The organism is Corallococcus sp. NCSPR001, assembly GCF_017309135.1.
Lineage (GTDB): Bacteria > Myxococcota > Myxococcia > Myxococcales > Myxococcaceae > Corallococcus.
In genome coordinates, this window is sequence record NZ_JAFIMS010000002.1 from 2,023,954 (window position 1) to 2,040,676 (window position 16,723).

The 16,723-nt window shown below is 70.9% G+C and carries 15 protein-coding genes; 6 read left to right on the plus strand and 9 right to left on the minus strand.

Going from position 1 to position 16,723, the window contains the following annotated elements:
- Positions 1 to 6: 6 nt before the first annotated feature.
- The 8 genes from JYJ93_RS10400 to aroF are packed head-to-tail and all read right to left on the minus strand — an operon-like array spanning position 7 to position 6,712.
- The gene (locus JYJ93_RS10400) at positions 7 to 603 is read right to left on the minus strand and encodes a histidine phosphatase family protein (RefSeq protein ID WP_206788864.1); all 597 of its coding nucleotides are present in this window, start codon (positions 601 to 603) and stop codon (positions 7 to 9) included.
- 14 nt (positions 604 to 617) lie between these two features.
- On the minus strand, positions 618 to 1,169 hold the full coding sequence (locus JYJ93_RS10405) for a GNAT family N-acetyltransferase (RefSeq protein ID WP_206788866.1): 552 nt from the start codon (positions 1,167 to 1,169) through the stop codon (positions 618 to 620).
- A gap of 48 nt (positions 1,170 to 1,217) precedes the next feature.
- Positions 1,218 to 2,009: a tryptophan synthase subunit alpha gene (gene trpA / locus JYJ93_RS10410; RefSeq protein WP_206788869.1), complete on the minus strand. Its 792-nt coding sequence runs from the start codon at positions 2,007 to 2,009 to the stop codon at positions 1,218 to 1,220.
- Positions 2,006 to 3,211, minus strand: a complete 1,206-nt coding sequence (trpB, locus tag JYJ93_RS10415; protein ID WP_206788870.1) for a tryptophan synthase subunit beta — start codon at positions 3,209 to 3,211, stop codon at positions 2,006 to 2,008. The genes trpA and trpB overlap by 4 nt, the downstream gene beginning before the upstream one ends.
- An 11-nt stretch (positions 3,212 to 3,222) precedes the next feature.
- Entirely contained in the window at positions 3,223 to 3,855 is a 633-nt protein-coding gene (locus tag JYJ93_RS10420; protein WP_206788873.1) for a phosphoribosylanthranilate isomerase, read from the minus strand.
- Positions 3,852 to 4,670 carry an indole-3-glycerol phosphate synthase TrpC gene (locus JYJ93_RS10425; protein WP_206788875.1) on the minus strand — a complete coding sequence of 273 codons (819 nt, stop codon included), beginning with the start codon at positions 4,668 to 4,670 and terminating at the stop codon, positions 3,852 to 3,854. Before JYJ93_RS10425 ends, JYJ93_RS10420 begins: the two co-directional genes overlap by 4 nt.
- Positions 4,667 to 5,683 carry an anthranilate phosphoribosyltransferase gene (gene trpD / locus JYJ93_RS10430; RefSeq protein WP_206788877.1) on the minus strand — a complete coding sequence of 339 codons (1,017 nt, stop codon included), beginning with the start codon at positions 5,681 to 5,683 and terminating at the stop codon, positions 4,667 to 4,669. The genes JYJ93_RS10425 and trpD overlap by 4 nt, the downstream gene beginning before the upstream one ends.
- A 3-nt stretch (positions 5,684 to 5,686) precedes the next feature.
- Positions 5,687 to 6,712: a 3-deoxy-7-phosphoheptulonate synthase gene (aroF, locus tag JYJ93_RS10435; protein WP_206788879.1), complete on the minus strand. Its 1,026-nt coding sequence runs from the start codon at positions 6,710 to 6,712 to the stop codon at positions 5,687 to 5,689.
- Positions 6,713 to 6,896: 184 nt separating this feature from the next.
- Here aroF and JYJ93_RS10440 point away from each other — a divergent pair, with 184 nt between their 5' ends.
- The 5 genes from JYJ93_RS10440 (at position 6,897) to JYJ93_RS10460 (ending at position 12,864) form a co-directional block, all read left to right on the plus strand.
- Entirely contained in the window at positions 6,897 to 8,147 is a 1,251-nt protein-coding gene (locus JYJ93_RS10440; protein WP_206788887.1) for an NAD(P)/FAD-dependent oxidoreductase, read from the plus strand.
- A gap of 114 nt (positions 8,148 to 8,261) precedes the next feature.
- Positions 8,262 to 8,501 (plus strand): acyl carrier protein, encoded by a 240-nt coding sequence (locus tag JYJ93_RS10445; RefSeq protein ID WP_206788888.1) that lies wholly within the window; start codon positions 8,262 to 8,264, stop codon positions 8,499 to 8,501.
- A 97-nt stretch (positions 8,502 to 8,598) separates the two neighbouring features.
- The gene (locus JYJ93_RS10450; RefSeq protein ID WP_206788890.1) at positions 8,599 to 11,073 is read left to right on the plus strand and encodes a S8 family peptidase; all 2,475 of its coding nucleotides are present in this window, start codon (positions 8,599 to 8,601) and stop codon (positions 11,071 to 11,073) included.
- A 78-nt stretch (positions 11,074 to 11,151) separates the two neighbouring features.
- A complete protein-coding gene (locus tag JYJ93_RS10455; protein ID WP_242543753.1) occupies positions 11,152 to 11,805 on the plus strand; it encodes a type II CAAX endopeptidase family protein in 654 nt (217 codons plus the stop codon).
- Between the two features lie 24 nt (positions 11,806 to 11,829).
- Entirely contained in the window at positions 11,830 to 12,864 is a 1,035-nt protein-coding gene (locus JYJ93_RS10460) for a 2-dehydropantoate 2-reductase (protein WP_206788892.1), read from the plus strand.
- An 18-nt stretch (positions 12,865 to 12,882) separates the two neighbouring features.
- Here the strand turns inward: JYJ93_RS10460 and htpG are convergent, their stop codons facing one another.
- Positions 12,883 to 14,835, minus strand: coding sequence for a molecular chaperone HtpG (htpG, locus tag JYJ93_RS10465; RefSeq protein WP_206788894.1), 1,953 nt, complete (start codon positions 14,833 to 14,835; stop codon positions 12,883 to 12,885).
- A 132-nt stretch (positions 14,836 to 14,967) separates the two neighbouring features.
- On the opposite strand from htpG, the gene JYJ93_RS10470 reads away from it, so the two are divergent.
- Positions 14,968 to 16,674, plus strand: a complete 1,707-nt coding sequence (locus tag JYJ93_RS10470) for a hypothetical protein (protein ID WP_206788896.1) — start codon at positions 14,968 to 14,970, stop codon at positions 16,672 to 16,674.
- Positions 16,675 to 16,723 lie beyond the last annotated feature (49 nt).

Consider the following 16,723-nt stretch of genomic DNA (forward strand, 5'->3'; position numbering starts at 1 on the left):
GCTGCGTCAGTCCTTCAGGTGCGTGGTGTCGTTCCAGCTCACGAGGACCGGCTGTCTGCCGCCGGCCTCGGAGCCCAGCACGCTGATGGAGGCCGTGCCCAGGTGGAACAGCCTGCCTCCGTCCGGGGGCAGGCCCAGCCAGCGCGAGGCGAGGATGCGCAGCATGTGCCCGTGCGAGAAGAGGAGCACGTCGTCCTGGAGCGCGCGCGCCTCCGCGATGATGCGGTCGGCCCGGGCGCCCACTTCTTCCAGCGTCTCGCCGTTGGGCACGCCGTCCTTCCACAGCGTCCAGTCCGGGCGCGTGGTGCGGATGTCCGCGCCGGTGCGGCCTTCATAGTCGCCGTAGTTGAACTCCATCAGGTCGTTCTTCTTCTGGGCCACGTCGCCGTAGCCCGCGAGCACGCACGTCTCCAGCGCGCGCATCAGCGGGCTGGTCCACACCGCGGCGAAGCGCCACTTGTTCAGGGGCGCTCGGAGCCGCTCCGCCATCTGGCGGCCCTCTTCCAGCAGCGGCAGGTCCGTGCGGCCGGTGTGCTGGCTGCTGCGGCTCCACTCCGTCTCACCGTGACGGACGAGGACCACCTGGGGGGCACGTGTGTTCATGGCGCCAATCTGTACTACCGCTTGCGTGTCCGCCACTCCTCACGGCTCTGGCCCCAGATCTCCACCTCGTGGTCGTTGTAGGGCGCCGGCAGCATGCCCATGCGCAGGAAGCGCGAGCCCAGCCGGCGGGCCACCTGCTTGGAGGGCTCGTTCGGAGGGGAGATGGAGTGGATGACCTCCGTCCACCCGAGGTGCTCGAAGGCCCAGTCGATGGTGGCCGCCGCGCCTTCCGTCGCGTAGCCCTTGCCCCACGCGTCGCGCGACAGGCCCCAGCCGACCTCCGGGCCCGGCCACTCCGCGGGCTGCCAGGGCCCCAGCCGGCCCACCCACTTCCCGGTGGACTTCTCGAACACGGAGAACATGGCGAAGCCCTGGAGCACCCAGGAGCCGGCCATGGCGCAGACGGCGCGCCACACGTTGGAGCGGGGCTGGAGGCCGCCGATGTACCTCGCGCTCTCTTCGTCCGCCATCATCGCCACGAAGCCCTCCAGGTCCTGGAGCGTGGGCGGACGCAGGATGAGGCGCGGCGTTTCGAGGGTGGGCCCCAGCGTGGGCGGGGTGTGCATGTCCGGTCTCCAAAGCGCCGGCGGCGTGCCGGCGCGTGGAGAGGGACCTTAGCGCTTCAGGCCGCGCTTGATGTCCGCGCAGAGCTGCTTCGCCGCGGCCGGACCGTCCGAGTGGGCGGCCTTCACCAGCGCGCTGCCCACCACGACGCCGTCCGCGTGGGCCACCAGCGGCCGGGCCGTGTCCGCGTTGGAGATGCCGAAGCCCGCCACCACCGGCACGGACGCGGCGCGCTTCACCAGGTCCAGCCGCTGCGACAGGTCCGGCGGCAGCTCCGCGCGCATGCCGGTGACGCCCGCCACGGAGACGCAGTAGACGAAGCCTCGCGCGTCCTTCGCGATGGCCTCCGCGCGCGCGGGCGGCGTGGTGGGCGCGCACAGGGGCACCAGGGCCACGCCCTCCTTGTCGAACGCGGCGCGGATGCCCGCGCTCTCCTCCGGGGGCAGGTCCGGGAGGATGGTGCCGGCGATGCCCCGCTCGCGCGCGAGCTTCGCGTAGCGCTCCTCGCCCATGGCCATCACCACGTTGACGTAGGTCATGATGACCAGCGGCGTCTCCGGGCAGCGGCGGCGCACCTCCGGGACGACTTCATCCAGCACGCGGCGCAGGGTGGCGCCGGCCTTCAGCGCCCGCTCGGACGCGGCCTGGATGACGGGGCCGTCCGCGATGGGGTCGCTGAACGCCACGCCAATCTCCAGCACGTCCGCGCCGCCCTCCACCATGGCGGCGAAGACGTCCACGGACTTGGGCAGGTCCGGGTCGCCCGCCATCGCGTACGCCACCAGCGCGCCTTCGCCGCGGGCCTTCGCCTTCGCGAACGCCTTGCCCAGCTCCGTGCTCATGACTTCACCCCCGTGGCCGGCGGCACGCCGCGCGCCGAGATGGTCGCCACGTCCTTGTCACCCCGGCCCGAGCAGTTGATGACCAGGTGCTTGCCCTTGCCCATGTCGCGGGCCAGCGAGCGCGCCGCCGCGAACGCGTGCGAGGTCTCCAGCGCGGGGAGGATGCCCTCCGTGCGCGCGACCTCGTAGAAGGCGGAGAGCGCGTCGTCGTCCGTCGCGGTGCGCACCTCCATGCGCCCCGTCTTCGCCAGGTGCGCCAGCTCCGGCCCCACGCCCGGGTAGTCCAGGCCGGCGGAGATGCTGTGCGCCTCTTGAATCTGGCCGTTCTCGTCCTGGAGCACCAGCGAGCGCGAGCCGTGCAGCACGCCCTCCGTGCCCAGCGTCAGCGACGCGCCGTGCTGGCCGGAGTCCAGGCCGTGGCCCGCGGCCTCCACGCCGACGAGCCGCACCGCCGTGTCCGGGATGAAGGGGTGCAGCGCTCCGATGGCGTTCGAGCCGCCGCCCACGCACGCGATGATGGCGTCCGGCAGCCGGCCAATGGTGGCCAGCGTCTGGGCGCGGATCTCCCGGCCGATGACGGATTGGAAGTCGCGCACGATGGTGGGGTAGGGGTGCGGGCCCGCCGCGCTGCCGATGACGTAGTAGGTGTCCTGCACCTGCGACACCCAGACGCGCATGGCTTCGTTCATCGCGTCCTTGAGCGTGCGCGAGCCCGACTCCACCGGACGCACCACCGCGCCCAGCGCGCGCATGCGGAAGACGTTGAGCGCCTGGCGCTCCACGTCCAGCGTGCCCATGAACACCTCGCAGGGCAGGCCGAAGAGCGCGCACGCGGTGGCGGTGGCCACGCCGTGCTGGCCCGCGCCCGTCTCCGCGATGATGCGCTTCTTGCCCATGCGCCGGGCGAGCAGCACCTGGCCCACGGTGTTGTTGATTTTGTGCGCGCCCGTGTGCGCCAGGTCCTCGCGCTTGAGCCACACCTGCGCGCCACCCCATGACTCCGTGAGGCGGTGCGCGGGCGTCAGCGTGGTGGGGCGGCCCACGTACTCGCGCAGCACGCGGGTCACCTCCTCGTTGAAGGACGCGTCGGCTTGCGCCTTCGAGTAGGCCTCCTCCAGCTCCAGCAGCGCGGGGACCAGGGTCTCCGGCACATAGCGTCCGCCGTAACGGCCGAAGCGGCCCACGGCAGTGTCCGTCGTCATGGCACGACTCCTCAGGGGTTGAGGGACCGGACCGTGCGCACGAAGGCGCGCACCGCGTCCAGGTCCTTGATGCCAGGGGAGGATTCCACTCCGCTGGCCACGTCCACACCGTAGGGCCGGGTGGCCCTCACGGCCTCGGCCACGTTGGAAGGCTTGAGGCCGCCCGCCACCAGCACCGGCAGGCCACAGTCCGACAGCTGCTTCACCAGCGACCAGTCGAAGGTGACGCCGCCGCCGCCGTAGCCCGGGGCCGCGCCGTCCAGCAGCAGCCCCGCCACGTCGCCCACGCCCACGTAGCTTCGGCCCTTCGCCACGTCGTCTGGCCCGCGCACGCGCAGCGCCTTGATGACGGGCACGCCGTAGCCGGAGCAGGCCTCGGGGGGCTCGTCGCCGTGGAGCTGCACGGCGGTGAGGCCGCACTCGCGCACGCGCACGCGGATGTCCTCCGGCTTCGCGTTGACGAACACGCCCACCATCGCGGCCAGCGGGGGCCGCGTGCGGCCAAGCTCCGCCGCCGTGGCCAGGTCCACGAAGCGGGGGGAGCCGGGATGGAAGTTGAGCCCCATCGCGTCCGCGCCCGCGGCCCATACGCCCTTCGCGTCCGCGACGCGCGTCACGCCGCAGACCTTCACCAGGACGTTCATGTCCCGCCGCCTTCCAGGCCCAGCAGCCGGCGCAGGGCCCGGCCGGGGTCCGCGTCGCGCAGCAGGGATTCGCCCACGAGCACGGCGTTGGCGCCCGCGTCGCGCGCGGCGGTGAGGTCCGCCAGGCTCTTGAGGCCGCTCTCCGCCACCAGGGCGGTGGACCGGGAGCGCAGCGCGGGCATCACCCGGAGCGCCGTGCCGGTGTCCGTCTTCAGCGTGGCGAGGTCGCGGTTGTTGAGGCCGATGATGCTCGCGCCCGCGGCGAGCGCGCGTTCGGCGTGCGCCTCCGTGTGGGCTTCGACGAGCGCGGCCACGCGCACCCGCTTCGCGGTGGAGAGCATCTCCCGGAGCTCCGCGTCCGTGAGCGCGTCCGCGATGAGCAGCACCGCGTCCGCGCCCCAGGCCGCGCTCTCCTCCACCTCGCTGGCGGCGACGAGGAAGTCCTTGCGCAGCACGGGGATGGACACGGCGGCCCGGACCGCGACCAGGTCCTCCAGGCTGCCGCCGAAGTCCGGCCCGTCCGTGAGCACGCTGATGGCGCAGGCGCCCGCGGCTTCATAGGAGCGGGCCACCGCGACGACGTCCGCGTGCGGGAAGGCGCCGCCCGAGGGGCTCTTGCGCTTCACCTCCGCGATGACGTTGACCGGGTGCCCCAGCACACGCCGCACCAGCGCCTGGGCGAAGTCCCGCGTCGGGGGATGCGCGCCGTGCGTGGGAGGAGGGCGGGTGCCCAGCTCCCGGCGCTTGCGCGCCATGATGACGTCCAGCGTGCCCGGTGCTTCCGCGGCCTTCGCTGCCGAAGAGGAGGTCGTCATGCCGCGGCCTTCTGGATGAGCGCCGCGAGCTTGCGTTCGGCGGCCCCGGAGTCGATGGCGTGCTCGGCCCGCTTCACGCCCTCCTTCAGGGTGTCCACCAGCCCCACGATGAGCAGCGCGGCGGCCGCGTTGAGCAGCACCGCCGTGCGCACGCCGTCGCGCTCTCCCGCGAGCAGCGCGCGCAGGCGCTTCGCGTTCTCCTCCGCGTCGCCTCCCGCGATGGACTCCCGCGGCACCGTCGGCAGGCCCGCGTCCTCCGGCGTCACGGTGAAGCGGCGCACGGTGCCGTCCGCGCACAGCTCCGCGACCTCCGTGGGCGCGCACGGTGAAATCTCATCCAGCCCGTCGTGCCCGTGCACCACCCAGGCGCGCCGGCTGCCCAGCCGCCCCAGCACCCGCGCGGTCTGCTCCACGCGCTGCCGGTCGAACGTGCCCAGCAGCTGGTAGCGCGCGCCCGCGGGGTTCGTCAGCGGCCCCAGCAGGTTGAACACGCTGTGGAAGCCCAGGTCCCTGCGCGCCTGCGCCACGTGCCTCAGGGCGCTGTGGTGCGAGGGCGCGAAGAGGAAGCCCACCCCGTGCTCGTCGATGTCGCGCGCCACCTGCGCGTGCGCCCGCTCCATGGACACGCCCAGCGCCGCCAGCACGTCCGCGCTGCCGCAGCGGCTGGAGACCGCGCGGTTGCCGTGCTTGGCCACCGTCACCCCCGCCCCGGCGGCCACGAAGGCCACCGCGGTGGAGATGTTGAAGGTGTGCGCTCCATCACCCCCCGTACCGCAGGTGTCGAGCACCACCTCCGCCAGCGGAGCAATCCTCGCCGCGCAGGCCCGCATGGCCTCCGCCGCGCCGAGGATTTCGTCCTCGGTCTCTCCCTTCATGCGCAGCGCGGCCGCCAGCGCGCCAATCTGCGCGGCGGAGGCCTCGCCCGCGAGCATCTGGCCCATGACGGAGGCCATCTCCTCGCGGGAGAGGTCGCGCCGGCTCACCACCTTGCCCAGCGCTTCCTTGAGGGTCATGGCCTATCCCAGCCTGACCATTTCGCGTCCCATCGCCTGGGCGATGGCCCGCACTTCACCCATGGCCTTCTCGAACTCGGAGAAGTCCAGCGACTGGAAGCCGTCCGACCGGGCGCGCGGCGGATCCGGGTGCACCTCCACGATGAGGCCGTCCGCGCCCGCGGCGACCGCGGCCCGCATCATCGCGGGGACGGCCTTGCGCACGCCGATGCCGTGCGACGGGTCCACGAACACCGGCAGGTGCGTGAGCGCCTTGAGCATGGGCACCGCGTTCAAATCCAGCGTGTTGCGCGTCATGTTCTCGAACGTGCGGATGCCCCGCTCGCAGAGGATGACCTGGGTGTTGCCGCGCGCGACGATGTACTCGGCCGCCATCAACAGCTCCTTGATGGTGGCGCTGATGCCGCGCTTGAGCAGCACGGGCTTGCGCGTCTCGCCCACCGCCTCCAGCAGGCTGAAGTTCTGCATGTTGCGCGCGCCCACCTGGAGGATGTCGGTGTGCTCCGCGACGGCGGCCAGCGTCGCCGTGTCCTTCACCTCCGTCGTCACCAGCAGGCCCGTCTCCTTGCGCGCCTCCGCGAGCAGCGCCAGGCCGTCACCCTTGAGGCCCTGGAACTCATAGGGGCTGGTGCGCGGCTTGAACGCGCCGCCGCGCAGCATGGTGGCGCCCGCCTGCTTCACCGCCTGCGCGGTGGAGATGATCTGCTCGCGCGACTCCACGGAGCAGGGGCCCGCGATGACGTGGATGGCGGCGCCGCCGAGCGTGAGGTCGCCCACGCGCACCAGGCTGTCGTCCGGCTTCACCTCGCGGCTGACCAGCTTGAACGGCTGGGAGATGGGGATCGCGTCCGCGACGCCGGGGAGCACGCGGAAGGGCTCCGGCTCCACCGCGCCGGGGTTGCCGGTGATGCCGATGGCGGTGCGGGAGCCCCCAGGTATCGCGTGCGGATGCCAGCCGCGGCGGCGGATCTCATCGTTCACTCGCTCGATGTCCTGGGCCGTCGCGTCTGGGCGCATCACGATCAACATGGGGGACTCCTGCTCTTTCTCTCCGAAGGGCACGCAGGCGGATGCCTGCGTGGGTGTGCCTGGAGCACCGTGCACACGGCAACCTTTGCCGTAACTGTCGGATGCCCGCAACCGAACCAGAGTCTTGCTTGCACGTCTTGGCGTTATCAAGCCAGGGTCCGCACGCTCGGACGGGAGGCGGACCATGGCGAAGCGGCCCGGGGTCATCGTGGTGGGTGGGGGGCTCGCGGGCCTGGCGTGCGCGACGGCGCTGCTGGACGCGCGCGTGGACGCGCATGTCCTGGAGGCAGGGGACGCGCCGGGCGGCAGAGTGCGCACCGACTCGCACGAGGGGTTCCTGCTGGACCGGGGCTTCCAGGTGTACCTCACCGCCTACCCGGAGGGCCGGCGGGTGCTGGACCTGAAGGCCCTCTCCCTCCAGCGCTTCATCCCCGGCGCGAAGGTGTGGCGGGGTGGGCGGCTGCACACGCTGGCGGACCCGCTGCGGCATCCCGTCACGGCGGTGTCACACCTGTTCGACGCACCGGGGGGCCTGGCGGACAAGCTGCGCGTGTTGGAGCTGCGGCAGCACGCCATCTCCGGTGAGCTGGGAGACCTGTGGCAGCGGCCGCAGCAGGAGTCGCGGCGCTTCCTGATGGACCTGGGCTTCTCCGAGGAGATGCTCGAAGCGTTCTTCACGCCCTTCCTGGGCGGCATCTTCCTGGAGCGGGGGCTGACGACGTCCAGCCGGATGCTGGAGTTCGTGTTCCGGATGTTCGCGACGGGGTACGCGGCCGTCCCCGAGCAGGGGATGGGCGCCATCCCCGCGCAGCTGGCGGCGAAGCTGCCTTCGGGCGCGCTGCGGATGCGCGTGCGTGTGGAGGAGGTGTGGGGTCACCGGGTGCGCCTGCCGCGCGGAGAGCTGGTGCACGCGGACGCCGTCGTGGTGGCGACGGATCCAAACAGCGCGGCGTCGCTGCTCGTGGGAATGCCCGCGCCCCGGATGAACCGCGTGACGTGTCTGTACTTCGCGGCGCCGGAGCCACCGGTGGAGGGGCCGTGGCTCGTGCTGAATGGCGAGGGGCGCGGACCGGTGAACAACGTGGCGGTGATGAGCGAGGTGTCCGCCGCGTACGCGCCCCAAGGCCAGGCGCTGGTGGCGGTGTCCGTGGTGGACGACGCGGGCGGCGCGGACTCACTGGAGGCGCGCGTGCGTGCACAGCTCACGGAGTGGTTCGGCGCGGCGGTGTCCGCGTGGCGGCATCTGCGCACGTACACCCTCGCGGAGGCGCTTCCCGCGCAGCCTCCGTCCGCGCTGGTGGAGCCGCACCGGCCCGTGCGGCTGGCCCCGGGGCTCTACGTGTGCGGAGACCACCGGGAGAACGCCTCCATCGACGGTGCGCTCGTGTCGGGGCGCCGCGCGGCGGAGGCGGTGTTGCAGGACCTGGGGCGCTAGAACGCCGGGGATGGGAAGCCCGGTCCTCCGAACAGCTCGTGGCGGCTTTCACGCGGTTCCATGTTTCAGGTCGACGCGGCGGATGTGTCTGCCGGGTCCACGAGAGGAGCATGCATGACCGCGGATGAAATACTGGCGGGTCTCCGGGAGATCCTCGAGGAGCTTGCGGGTGTGTCGCCGGACGACGTCGAGCCTGGGAAGTCCTTCACGGACGACCTCGAGGTCGACAGTCTGAGCATGATCGAGGTCGTGGTGGCGGCCGAGGAGAAGTTCAGCGTCAAGATCCCCGATGAAGAGGTTCAGAACCTCAAGACCGTCCAGGACGCAGTGGACTACATCGAAAAGCACCACTGAACGGGCGAGGGGCCAGCCAGGCGAATGGTCGCTGGACGTGTCGCCCGCAGCGGACCTAGGGTCGTACGAGCACCCTCGTACTCCAAGGAATCCGTTCATGCTCCGCCGCCTTGCCCTCCTGGGATTGCTCGGTCTCGTGGCCTGTGGCGAAACCAGCGACGATGATGATGACGACACCGACACCTCCTCGACGAAGGGGACCGTGTCGGGCTCCCTGCAGCCGTTCCAGGCCGGCTCCGCCGCCGCGAACGGCGGGTCGTCGCTGGACGCGTTCTTCTCCCTGCCGGGCGCGAAGGACCTGTCCCAGAAGGTCTCCAAGGCCCTGGCGGCGCGGGGCGTGTGGCGCACGGGCATCCCGGCGAAGCCGCTGACGCACGAGGCGTCGCTGCTGCCGGGGGAGATCATCATCCGCTTCGACACGCCGGGCCTGTCCGCGGAGGAGGCCGTCGCGCAGGCGCGCGTCGCGGGCTACCACGTCGTGCACCAGGCGTTCCTGAGCGAGACGCAGCACCTGCTGCGCTACGAGGTGAGCCAGCCGCAGGCGATGTCCGGCGGCGCGCCCACCGTGCGCGCGCTCACCCAGGCGGAGCACGTGCGCGTGCTGTCCCAGGTGCTGGCCGTGCAGGGCGTGAAGAACGCGGAGAGCAACATGCGGGTGCGGGCGCTGGCCGTCCCGAATGATCCGCTCTATTCGCGGCAGTGGCACTACAAGAACATGAACCTGCCGGCGGCCTGGGACCTGGGCACGGGCAGCGAGTCCATCGTCGTGGCGGTGGTGGACACCGGCATCACGTCGCACCCGGACCTGAACACGCGCGTGCTGCCGGGCATGGACCTCATCTCCAGCCTCACCAACGCGGGTGACGGCGATGGCGTGGACTCGGACCCGACGGACAACGGCAGGGACCTGCCCAACGGCGGCTCGTCGTTCCACGGCACGCACGTGGCGGGGACCATTGGCGCGTCGTCCAACAACGGCGTGGGCGTGGCGGGCGTCACCTGGTCCGGCCGGAACATCCTGCCGGTGCGCGTGCTGGGCACGCAGGGCGGCTCGCTGGCGGACATCATCGCGGGCGTCACCTGGTCCAGCGGTGGCGCGGTCACCGGCGTGCGGGCGAACACCACGCCCGCGCGGGTCATCAACATGAGCCTGGGCGGCGAGGGTTCTCCGTCGACGGAGATGCAGACCGCCATCAACGCGGCCAACGCGCGCGGGGCCATCATCGTGGTGGCCGCGGGCAACGAGAACGTCAACACCTCCAACAGCTTCCCCTGCAACCAGCAGAACGTCATCTGCGTGGGCGCGACGCGCTTCAACGGCAAGCGCGCCGGCTACTCCAACTTCGGCGCGCAGGTGGACATCATGGCCACCGGCGGGCAGACGAGCGAGGACCGCAACGGCGACGGCTTCCCGGACGGCGTGCTGTCCACGCTGCCCAACAGCAGCAACCAGCCTTCGTATGACTGGTACCAGGGCACCAGCATGGCCACGCCGCACGTGGCGGGCATCGTGGCGCTGATGCTGGCGCAGGACCCGACGCTCACGACGTCGGACGTGGAGGAGATCCTGAAGTCCACCGCGGACACGACCAGCCAGTGCTCCGAGGGCTGCGGCGCGGGCCAGGTGGACGCGTACGCCGCCGTGCTGCGCGCCAAGGGCGGCGGTGACACGTCGCTGCCCCCGAAGCTGGCCATCACCACCACGCAGCTGTCCTTCACCGGCGCGTCGTCGCAGGCGCTGACGGTGCGCAACAACGGCGGTGGCACGCTGCAGGTGAGCGTGGCCGTCTCTGGCGCCAACGCCTCCGCGGTGTCCGTCTCCAGCAGCTCGCTGTCGGTCCCCGCGTACAAGTCCGCGCCGCTGAACGTCAGTGTCACCCCGGGCTCGCTGGCGCCGGGCAGCTACGTGGCGCAGATCGACCTGACCGGCGCGTCCGGTGCGGGCACCGCGCAGGTGCTGGTGAAGTTCCGCGTGGGCGCCACGGAGACGAAGGACGCGGTCATCGGGTTCGCGTACCTGGACGCGGCGGGCGAGGTGCAGGTCGACGACGACGGCATCTCCCTGGTGTCCGCGACCGGTGGGTACAACTACAGCCTGAAGATGACCCCGCGCGACTACCTGGTGCTGGCGTCCATCGACGACACCGGCGAAGGGGACTACTTCGACGATGGCGACCGCGTGGGCTTCTGGCGTGACACCACCCAGGTGGAGACCGTCACGGTGACGAAGGGCAAGACGACGAGCGGCATCAGCTTCACCCTGGTGCCGTACCAGTCCCCGGACGAGGGCGACGGGTCCGACTCGAAGATTGGCGAGGCCTGCACCCGCAACAGTGACTGCGGCACCAACGGGCAGTGTGCCACGGGCCAGTACTTCCCGGGGGGCTACTGCACCCAGGACTGCCTCACGTCGAGCTGCCCGGCGGGGTCCGCCTGCTACAGCAGCTCGAGCGGCACCAGCGCCTTCTGCTTCGCGTCGTGCACGCCGGGCGTGGCGGGAGAGTGCCGCACCGGCTCCGGTTACGTGTGCGGCGACGATGGCTCCGGCAACGGCGTGTGCCTCACGCCGTGACGTGACGCCTTCACCGGCGGGTGGGTGGATGAACGAGCCCGCCGGTGGCCATCGCGCCGGGGTACGCTGCCGCGCGCGATGACTGCTTCTCCCGTTGGACCGCCGTCAGCCGGTGACGCGGCCCTGCCACGCTGGCGGGTCGCGGCCGCTGGCGGCGTGCTGGCCTGGACGGCGCTGGTGCACGTGCATCCGCCGCGCTTCTTCGCTGTCGCCTCGGTCTTCTGCGCCGTGTGGCTCGCGGTGACGTGGCGGGCGATGGGCCCCTGGCACAGGCCGCTTCCCTCCCTGTCGCTTCCGGATGCCGCGTGGGGTGTCGCCCAGGCGGTGGTGCTGTACGCGGGCGCGAGGGCCTTCCTGTGGGCGTTCTGCGGCGGCTTCACCGACGCGCTCTGCGGGCCACTGCAATCCATCTACGCGACGTTCGGCACGGGCTCGCTGGGGACGGGGCTGGCCCTGGTGCTGCTGCTCGTCCCGGCGGAGGAGCTGTTCTGGCGCGGGTGGGTGCAGGGCGCGCTGCGTCCCCGGCTGGGCCGGTGGGGCGCGGTCGCTGGGTCGGCGGTGCTGTCGAGCGTCGTGCTGCTGGGCTTCGGAGAGCCGCTGCTGGCCCTGGCCGCGCTGCCCACGTCGCTCGCCTGGGGCGCGCTGGCCGAGTGGCGCCGGACGCCCGCCGCGGCCTGGGTGAGCCATGCCCTGTGGGACGTGCTCATCGTCGTGGTGTGGCCCGCGACGTGAGCGCGCGTGCCACAATGCGCGCCCATGGCTTCGACTCCTGAAGTGGTCGTCTTCGGCGCGGGCAGCATCGGCTGTTACGTGGGCGGGCGGCTCGCCGCGACGGGCGCGACGGTGCGCTTCATCGGCCGTGAGCGAATCGTGGCGGAGGTGCGTGCGCATGGCCTGCACCTGACGGACTGGCAGGGCGCGGACCTGAAGGTGCCCTCGGCGGACGTGCGCATCGACACGGGGCCGGAGGCGCTGTCCACGGCGGACCTGGTGCTCGTCACGGTGAAGTCCGCGGCGACGGAGGAGGCGGGACAGACGCTCGCGCCGCGGCTCAAGCCCGGGGCCATCGTCATCAGCTTCCAGAACGGCCTGCACAACGCGGCGGTGCTGCGGGGACTGCTGCCCGGCCTCACGGTGCTCACGGGCATGGTGCCCTTCAACGTCGCGGCGCAGGGGCAGGGGCACTTCCACGCGGGGTCGGAGGGCACGCTGGAGGTGGAGCGGCACGCGGTGCTCGCGCCGTTCGTGGAGGCCTTCACCCGCGCGGGGCTGGCGCTGAAGCAGCACGCGGACATCGTCGCGGTCCAGTGGGCGAAGCTGTTGTTCAACCTCAACAACGCGCTCAACGCGCTGGCGAACCTGCCGTTGAAGGAGGAGTTGTCACAGCGCGCGTGGCGGCGGTGCCTAGCGCTCGCGCAGGGCGAGGCGCTGGCGGTGCTGGAGCGTGCCGGGGTGAAGCCCGCGAAGCTGACGCCGCTGCCGCCGGGATGGATTCCGGTACTGCTGGGCTCACCGGACGCGGTGTTCGGAGTGCTGGCGAAGAAGATGCTGGCCATCGACCCGAAGGCGCGCTCGTCCATGTGGGACGACCTGCACGCGGGCCGCAAGACGGAGGTGGACTATCTCAACGGCGAGGTGGTCCGGCTGGCCCACCAACACAACCTCTCCGCGCCGGTGAACTCGCGGCTCGTGGAGCTCATCCGCGAGGCGGAAAGTGGGCAGCGCCGCCCGTGGACCGGGGAGGCGCTGCTCGCGGACCTGAAGCAGGCGGAGCTCGAGAACTGGGGATGAGCTCCGCCGTGCCCTGACTCAGGTGGACTGCGCCTGCGTCGCCGCCGGAGTGGCCGTGGGCGGCGGCATCTGGGTGGCCACCTGCGTGAGCAGCGCCGTCATGCGCCGGGCGAAGCGGTTCGGGTCGCTCAGCGGGCTTCCTTCCGTGAGCAGCGCCTGGTCGTGGAGCAGTTCAATCCACTCGCCCACCTGCGGCGCGGCCGGGTCGTTCGCGAGGAGCCCGCGCAGGTGCTCGATGACCGGGTGCTTGGGGTTGACCTCCAGGATGCGCTTGATGCGCGGCATCCCCTTGCCGCGCTCCTTGAGCAGGCGCTCCAGGTAGGCCGGCGTGCCGCCCTCCGACACCACCAGGCACACCGGAGAGTCCGTGAGGCGGTCCGACACGCGCACCTCGCGCACGTCCTCCTTCAGCACGTCCTTCATCTTGTCCGTCAGGCCCTTGAGCCCCTCGGACTGCTGCTCCTTCGCCTTCTTCTCCTCCTCCGTGGACTGGAGCTTCAGGTCCGCGTTGAGCGCGGAGACCAGCGCTTTGCCCTGGAACTCACGCAGGCCCTGCGCGGCCCACTCGTCCACCGGGTCGGTCATGAAGAGCACCTCGTAGCCGCGCTGCTTCAGCGCCTCCAGGTGCGGGCTGTCCGCCACCGCCTTCCGGCTCTCGCCGTAGACGTAATAGATGGCCTCCTGGCCCTCCTTCATGCGGCCCACGTAGTCCGCCAGCGACGTGAGCCCCTCCTCGCGCGAGGACTCGTAGCGCACCAGCGCGCCCAGCTTCTCGCGGTACTCCGTCTCCAGCGTCAGGCCCTCCTTCAGCACCGTGCCGAAGGACTCCCAGAACGCGCGGTAGTCGTCCGGCTTGTCCTTGGCCAGCTTCTCCAGGAGGTCCAGCGACTTCTTCACCACGTGCTTGCGGATGGCTCGTACCACCGCCGAGTCCTGCAACATCTCACGCGACACGTTGAGCGGCAGGTCGTCCGAGTCGATGACGCCGCGCACGAAGCGCAGCCACTGCGGCACCAGGTCCTCGCAGCGGTCCATGATGAACACGCGCTTGACGAACAGCCGCACGCCGCGCTGCTGCTGCGAGTTCATGTCGAACGGCGGGTGCCGGGGCACGAAGAGCAGGCCGGTGAACTGCTGCGTGCCGTCCGCCTTGAAGTGCGTCCACGCCAGCGGCTTGTCGTAGTCGTGCGTCAGGTGCTTGTAGAACTCCTGGTACTGCTCGTCCGTGATTTCGCTCTTCGGACGCTGCCAGAGGGCGCTGGCCTTGTTCACCACCTCCAGCGCCGTCTCCGTGGCCTGCGTGTCCCCGCTGCCCACGTGCTTCGTCACCTGGAGCTTGATGGGGTGGCCCACGTAGTCCGAGTACTGGGTGATGAGCTGCTTCAGCTTCCACTCGTCCAGGAACTCCTTCTGGTCCGCCTTCAGGTGCAGCGTGATGGCGGTGCCGCGCGTGGCCTTCTCCGCCGGCTCCACCGTGAACGTGCCGTGCGCCTCCGACGCCCACTTCCACGCGGATGTCTCACCGGCCGCGCGGCTCACCACCTCCACGCGGTCCGCGACGAGGTACGCGCTGTAGAAGCCCACGCCGAACTGGCCGATGAGCTGCACGTCGTTCTTGCCCTTCTGCGCCAGCGCCTGGAGGAACTCGCGCGAACCCGAGTGCGCGATGGTGCCCAGGTTCTTCACCAGCTCGTCGTGCGTCATGCCGATGCCGGTGTCCTCGATGGTGAGGATGCCCTTGTCGGCGTCCGGGATGATGCGCAGCTCCAGCGCGGGCTCGTCCTTGAGCAGCTCCGGCTCCGTGATGGAGCGGAAGCGCAGCTTGTCCAGCGCGTCGGACGCGTTGGACACCAGCTCACGCAGGAAGATCTCCTGGTGGCTGTAGAGCGAGTTGATGACCAGGCTCAGGAGCTGCTGGATCTCCGCCTGGAATGAATGGGTTTCCCGCTGGGGGTGGGTCTCTGCGGACATGAAGGCCTCCGGGCGCTGACGGAACGCGCCAATGCCCTTCCCCATAACCATGCCGGCGGACTTGTCGAGAAGAGGGAATCCACCCACATCCGTCGCTGGGAGGAGGGGGCGGGTTGGGGTAGGGAAGGGGGCATGCCCAAGTCCAGAACCCTGCTGCCCCTGCTCGGCGCGCTGCTCCTGTCGGGCGCCGCCCCCGCCCAGGAAGCCCCCGCCCGCCTGCCGGACGCCCCGACGCTGAAGCGGATGACCGCGCGCTTCGCCCCCGTGGACGTCAAGGTGGACGTGTCCAAGCTGCCGGACGCGGAGAAGCGCGCCCTGGCCAAGATCCTCCAGGCCGCCCGCATCATGGACCCCCTCTTCCTGAGCCAGGCGTGGGCGGGCAACCAGACCCTGCTGCTGGACCTGGTGAAGGACACCACGCCCCTGGGCAAGGAGCGGCTGCACGCGTTCCTGCTCAACAAGGGCCCCTGGTCGCGCCTGGACGAGGCGAAGCCGTTCATCCCTGGCGTACCGGCCAAGCCGGACGAGGGGAACTTCTACCCCGCCGGCGCCACCAAGGCGGAGGTGGAGGCGTGGGTGAAGAGCCTGCCGGAGGCGCAGCAGCACGCGGCCACGGGCTTCTTCACCACGCTGCGCAAGGGGCCGGACGGCAAGTTCGTGAGCGTGCCCTACAGCGTCGAGTACCAGGGCGAGCTGGGCATGGCCGCGCAGCTCTTGCGTGAGGCCGCGGCGCTCACCCAGCAGCCCACGCTGAAGCGCTTCCTGGAGGCGCGCGCGGCGGCGTTCCTGTCCAACGACTACTACGCGAGCGAGGTCGCGTGGATGGAGCTGGACGCGAGCGTGGAGCCCACCATCGGGCCCTATGAGGTCTACGAGGACGGCTGGTTCAACTACAAGGCCGCGTTCGAGGCCTTCATCGGCGTGCGCGACGACGCGGAGACGCAGAAGCTGGCGAAGTTCAGCGCGGAGCTCCAGGAGCTGGAGAACAACCTCCCGATTGACCAGGGTCTGCGCAACCCGAAGCTGGGCGCCCTGGCCCCCATCCGCGTCATCAACAGCATCTATTCGTCCGGTGACGGCAACCGGGGCGTGCAGACGGCGGCCTTCAACCTGCCCAACGACGAGCGCGTGGCGGCGGAGAAGGGCACCAAGCGCGTGATGCTCAAGAACATCCAGGAGGCCAAGTTCCAGCGGGTGCTGGTGCCCATCGCGAAGGTGGCGCTGCCCGCGAAGGACCGCAAGGACGTGTCCTTCGACGCCTTCTTCACGCACATCCTCATGCACGAGCTGATGCACGGCCTGGGGCCCCACAACGTCACCGTGGCCGGGAAGCAGACGACGGTGCGTCAGGCGCTGCAGGCGGCCTCCAGCGCGATTGAAGAGGCCAAGGCGGACATCTCCGGCCTGTGGGCGCTCCAGCGGCTGGTGGACAAGGGCACGCTGGACAAGGACCTGCAGCGGACCATGTACACGACGTTCCTCGCGTCCGCGTTCCGCTCCATCCGCTTCGGCATCGACGAGGCGCACGGCAAGGGCATCGCGCTCCAGCTCAACCACTTCCTGGACACCGGCGCGGTGAAGGTGAACGCGGACGACACGTTCGAAGTCGTGCCGGACAAGATGCATGCCGCCGTCACGTCGCTGACGAACCAGCTCATGACGCTCCAGGCCCAGGGTGACCGCGCCGCCGCGGAGGCGCTGCTCGCGAAGCAGGGCGTGGTGCGCCCCTCCGTGCAGAAGGTGCTGGAGCGGCTGAAGAACGTGCCGGTGGACATCGAGCCGCGCTACGTCACCGCCGACTCGCTGGTGAAGGACTTCGGTGCCCCCGCCGCGAAGTAGCGTCCCGGCCGCGCTTCCGCCCCTCCCGCGCGCGTTTCTTCGTGCGCGG

Coding starts and splice junctions, on each gene's coding strand:
- JYJ93_RS10400 (WP_206788864.1), bottom strand. CDS start 603: ATGAACACACGTGCCCCCCAGGTGGTCCTCGTCCGTCACGGTGAGACG.
- JYJ93_RS10405 (WP_206788866.1), bottom strand. CDS start 1,169: ATGCACACCCCGCCCACGCTGGGGCCCACCCTCGAAACGCCGCGCCTC.
- trpA (WP_206788869.1), bottom strand. CDS start 2,009: ATGAGCACGGAGCTGGGCAAGGCGTTCGCGAAGGCGAAGGCCCGCGGC.
- trpB (WP_206788870.1), bottom strand. CDS start 3,211: ATGACGACGGACACTGCCGTGGGCCGCTTCGGCCGTTACGGCGGACGC.
- JYJ93_RS10420 (WP_206788873.1), bottom strand. CDS start 3,855: ATGAACGTCCTGGTGAAGGTCTGCGGCGTGACGCGCGTCGCGGACGCG.
- JYJ93_RS10425 (WP_206788875.1), bottom strand. CDS start 4,670: ATGACGACCTCCTCTTCGGCAGCGAAGGCCGCGGAAGCACCGGGCACG.
- trpD (WP_206788877.1), bottom strand. CDS start 5,683: ATGACCCTCAAGGAAGCGCTGGGCAAGGTGGTGAGCCGGCGCGACCTC.
- aroF (WP_206788879.1), bottom strand. CDS start 6,712: ATGTTGATCGTGATGCGCCCAGACGCGACGGCCCAGGACATCGAGCGA.
- JYJ93_RS10440 (WP_206788887.1), top strand. CDS start 6,897: ATGGCGAAGCGGCCCGGGGTCATCGTGGTGGGTGGGGGGCTCGCGGGC.
- JYJ93_RS10445 (WP_206788888.1), top strand. CDS start 8,262: ATGACCGCGGATGAAATACTGGCGGGTCTCCGGGAGATCCTCGAGGAG.
- JYJ93_RS10450 (WP_206788890.1), top strand. CDS start 8,599: ATGCTCCGCCGCCTTGCCCTCCTGGGATTGCTCGGTCTCGTGGCCTGT.
- JYJ93_RS10455 (WP_242543753.1), top strand. CDS start 11,152: ATGACTGCTTCTCCCGTTGGACCGCCGTCAGCCGGTGACGCGGCCCTG.
- JYJ93_RS10460 (WP_206788892.1), top strand. CDS start 11,830: ATGGCTTCGACTCCTGAAGTGGTCGTCTTCGGCGCGGGCAGCATCGGC.
- htpG (WP_206788894.1), bottom strand. CDS start 14,835: ATGTCCGCAGAGACCCACCCCCAGCGGGAAACCCATTCATTCCAGGCG.
- JYJ93_RS10470 (WP_206788896.1), top strand. CDS start 14,968: ATGCCCAAGTCCAGAACCCTGCTGCCCCTGCTCGGCGCGCTGCTCCTG.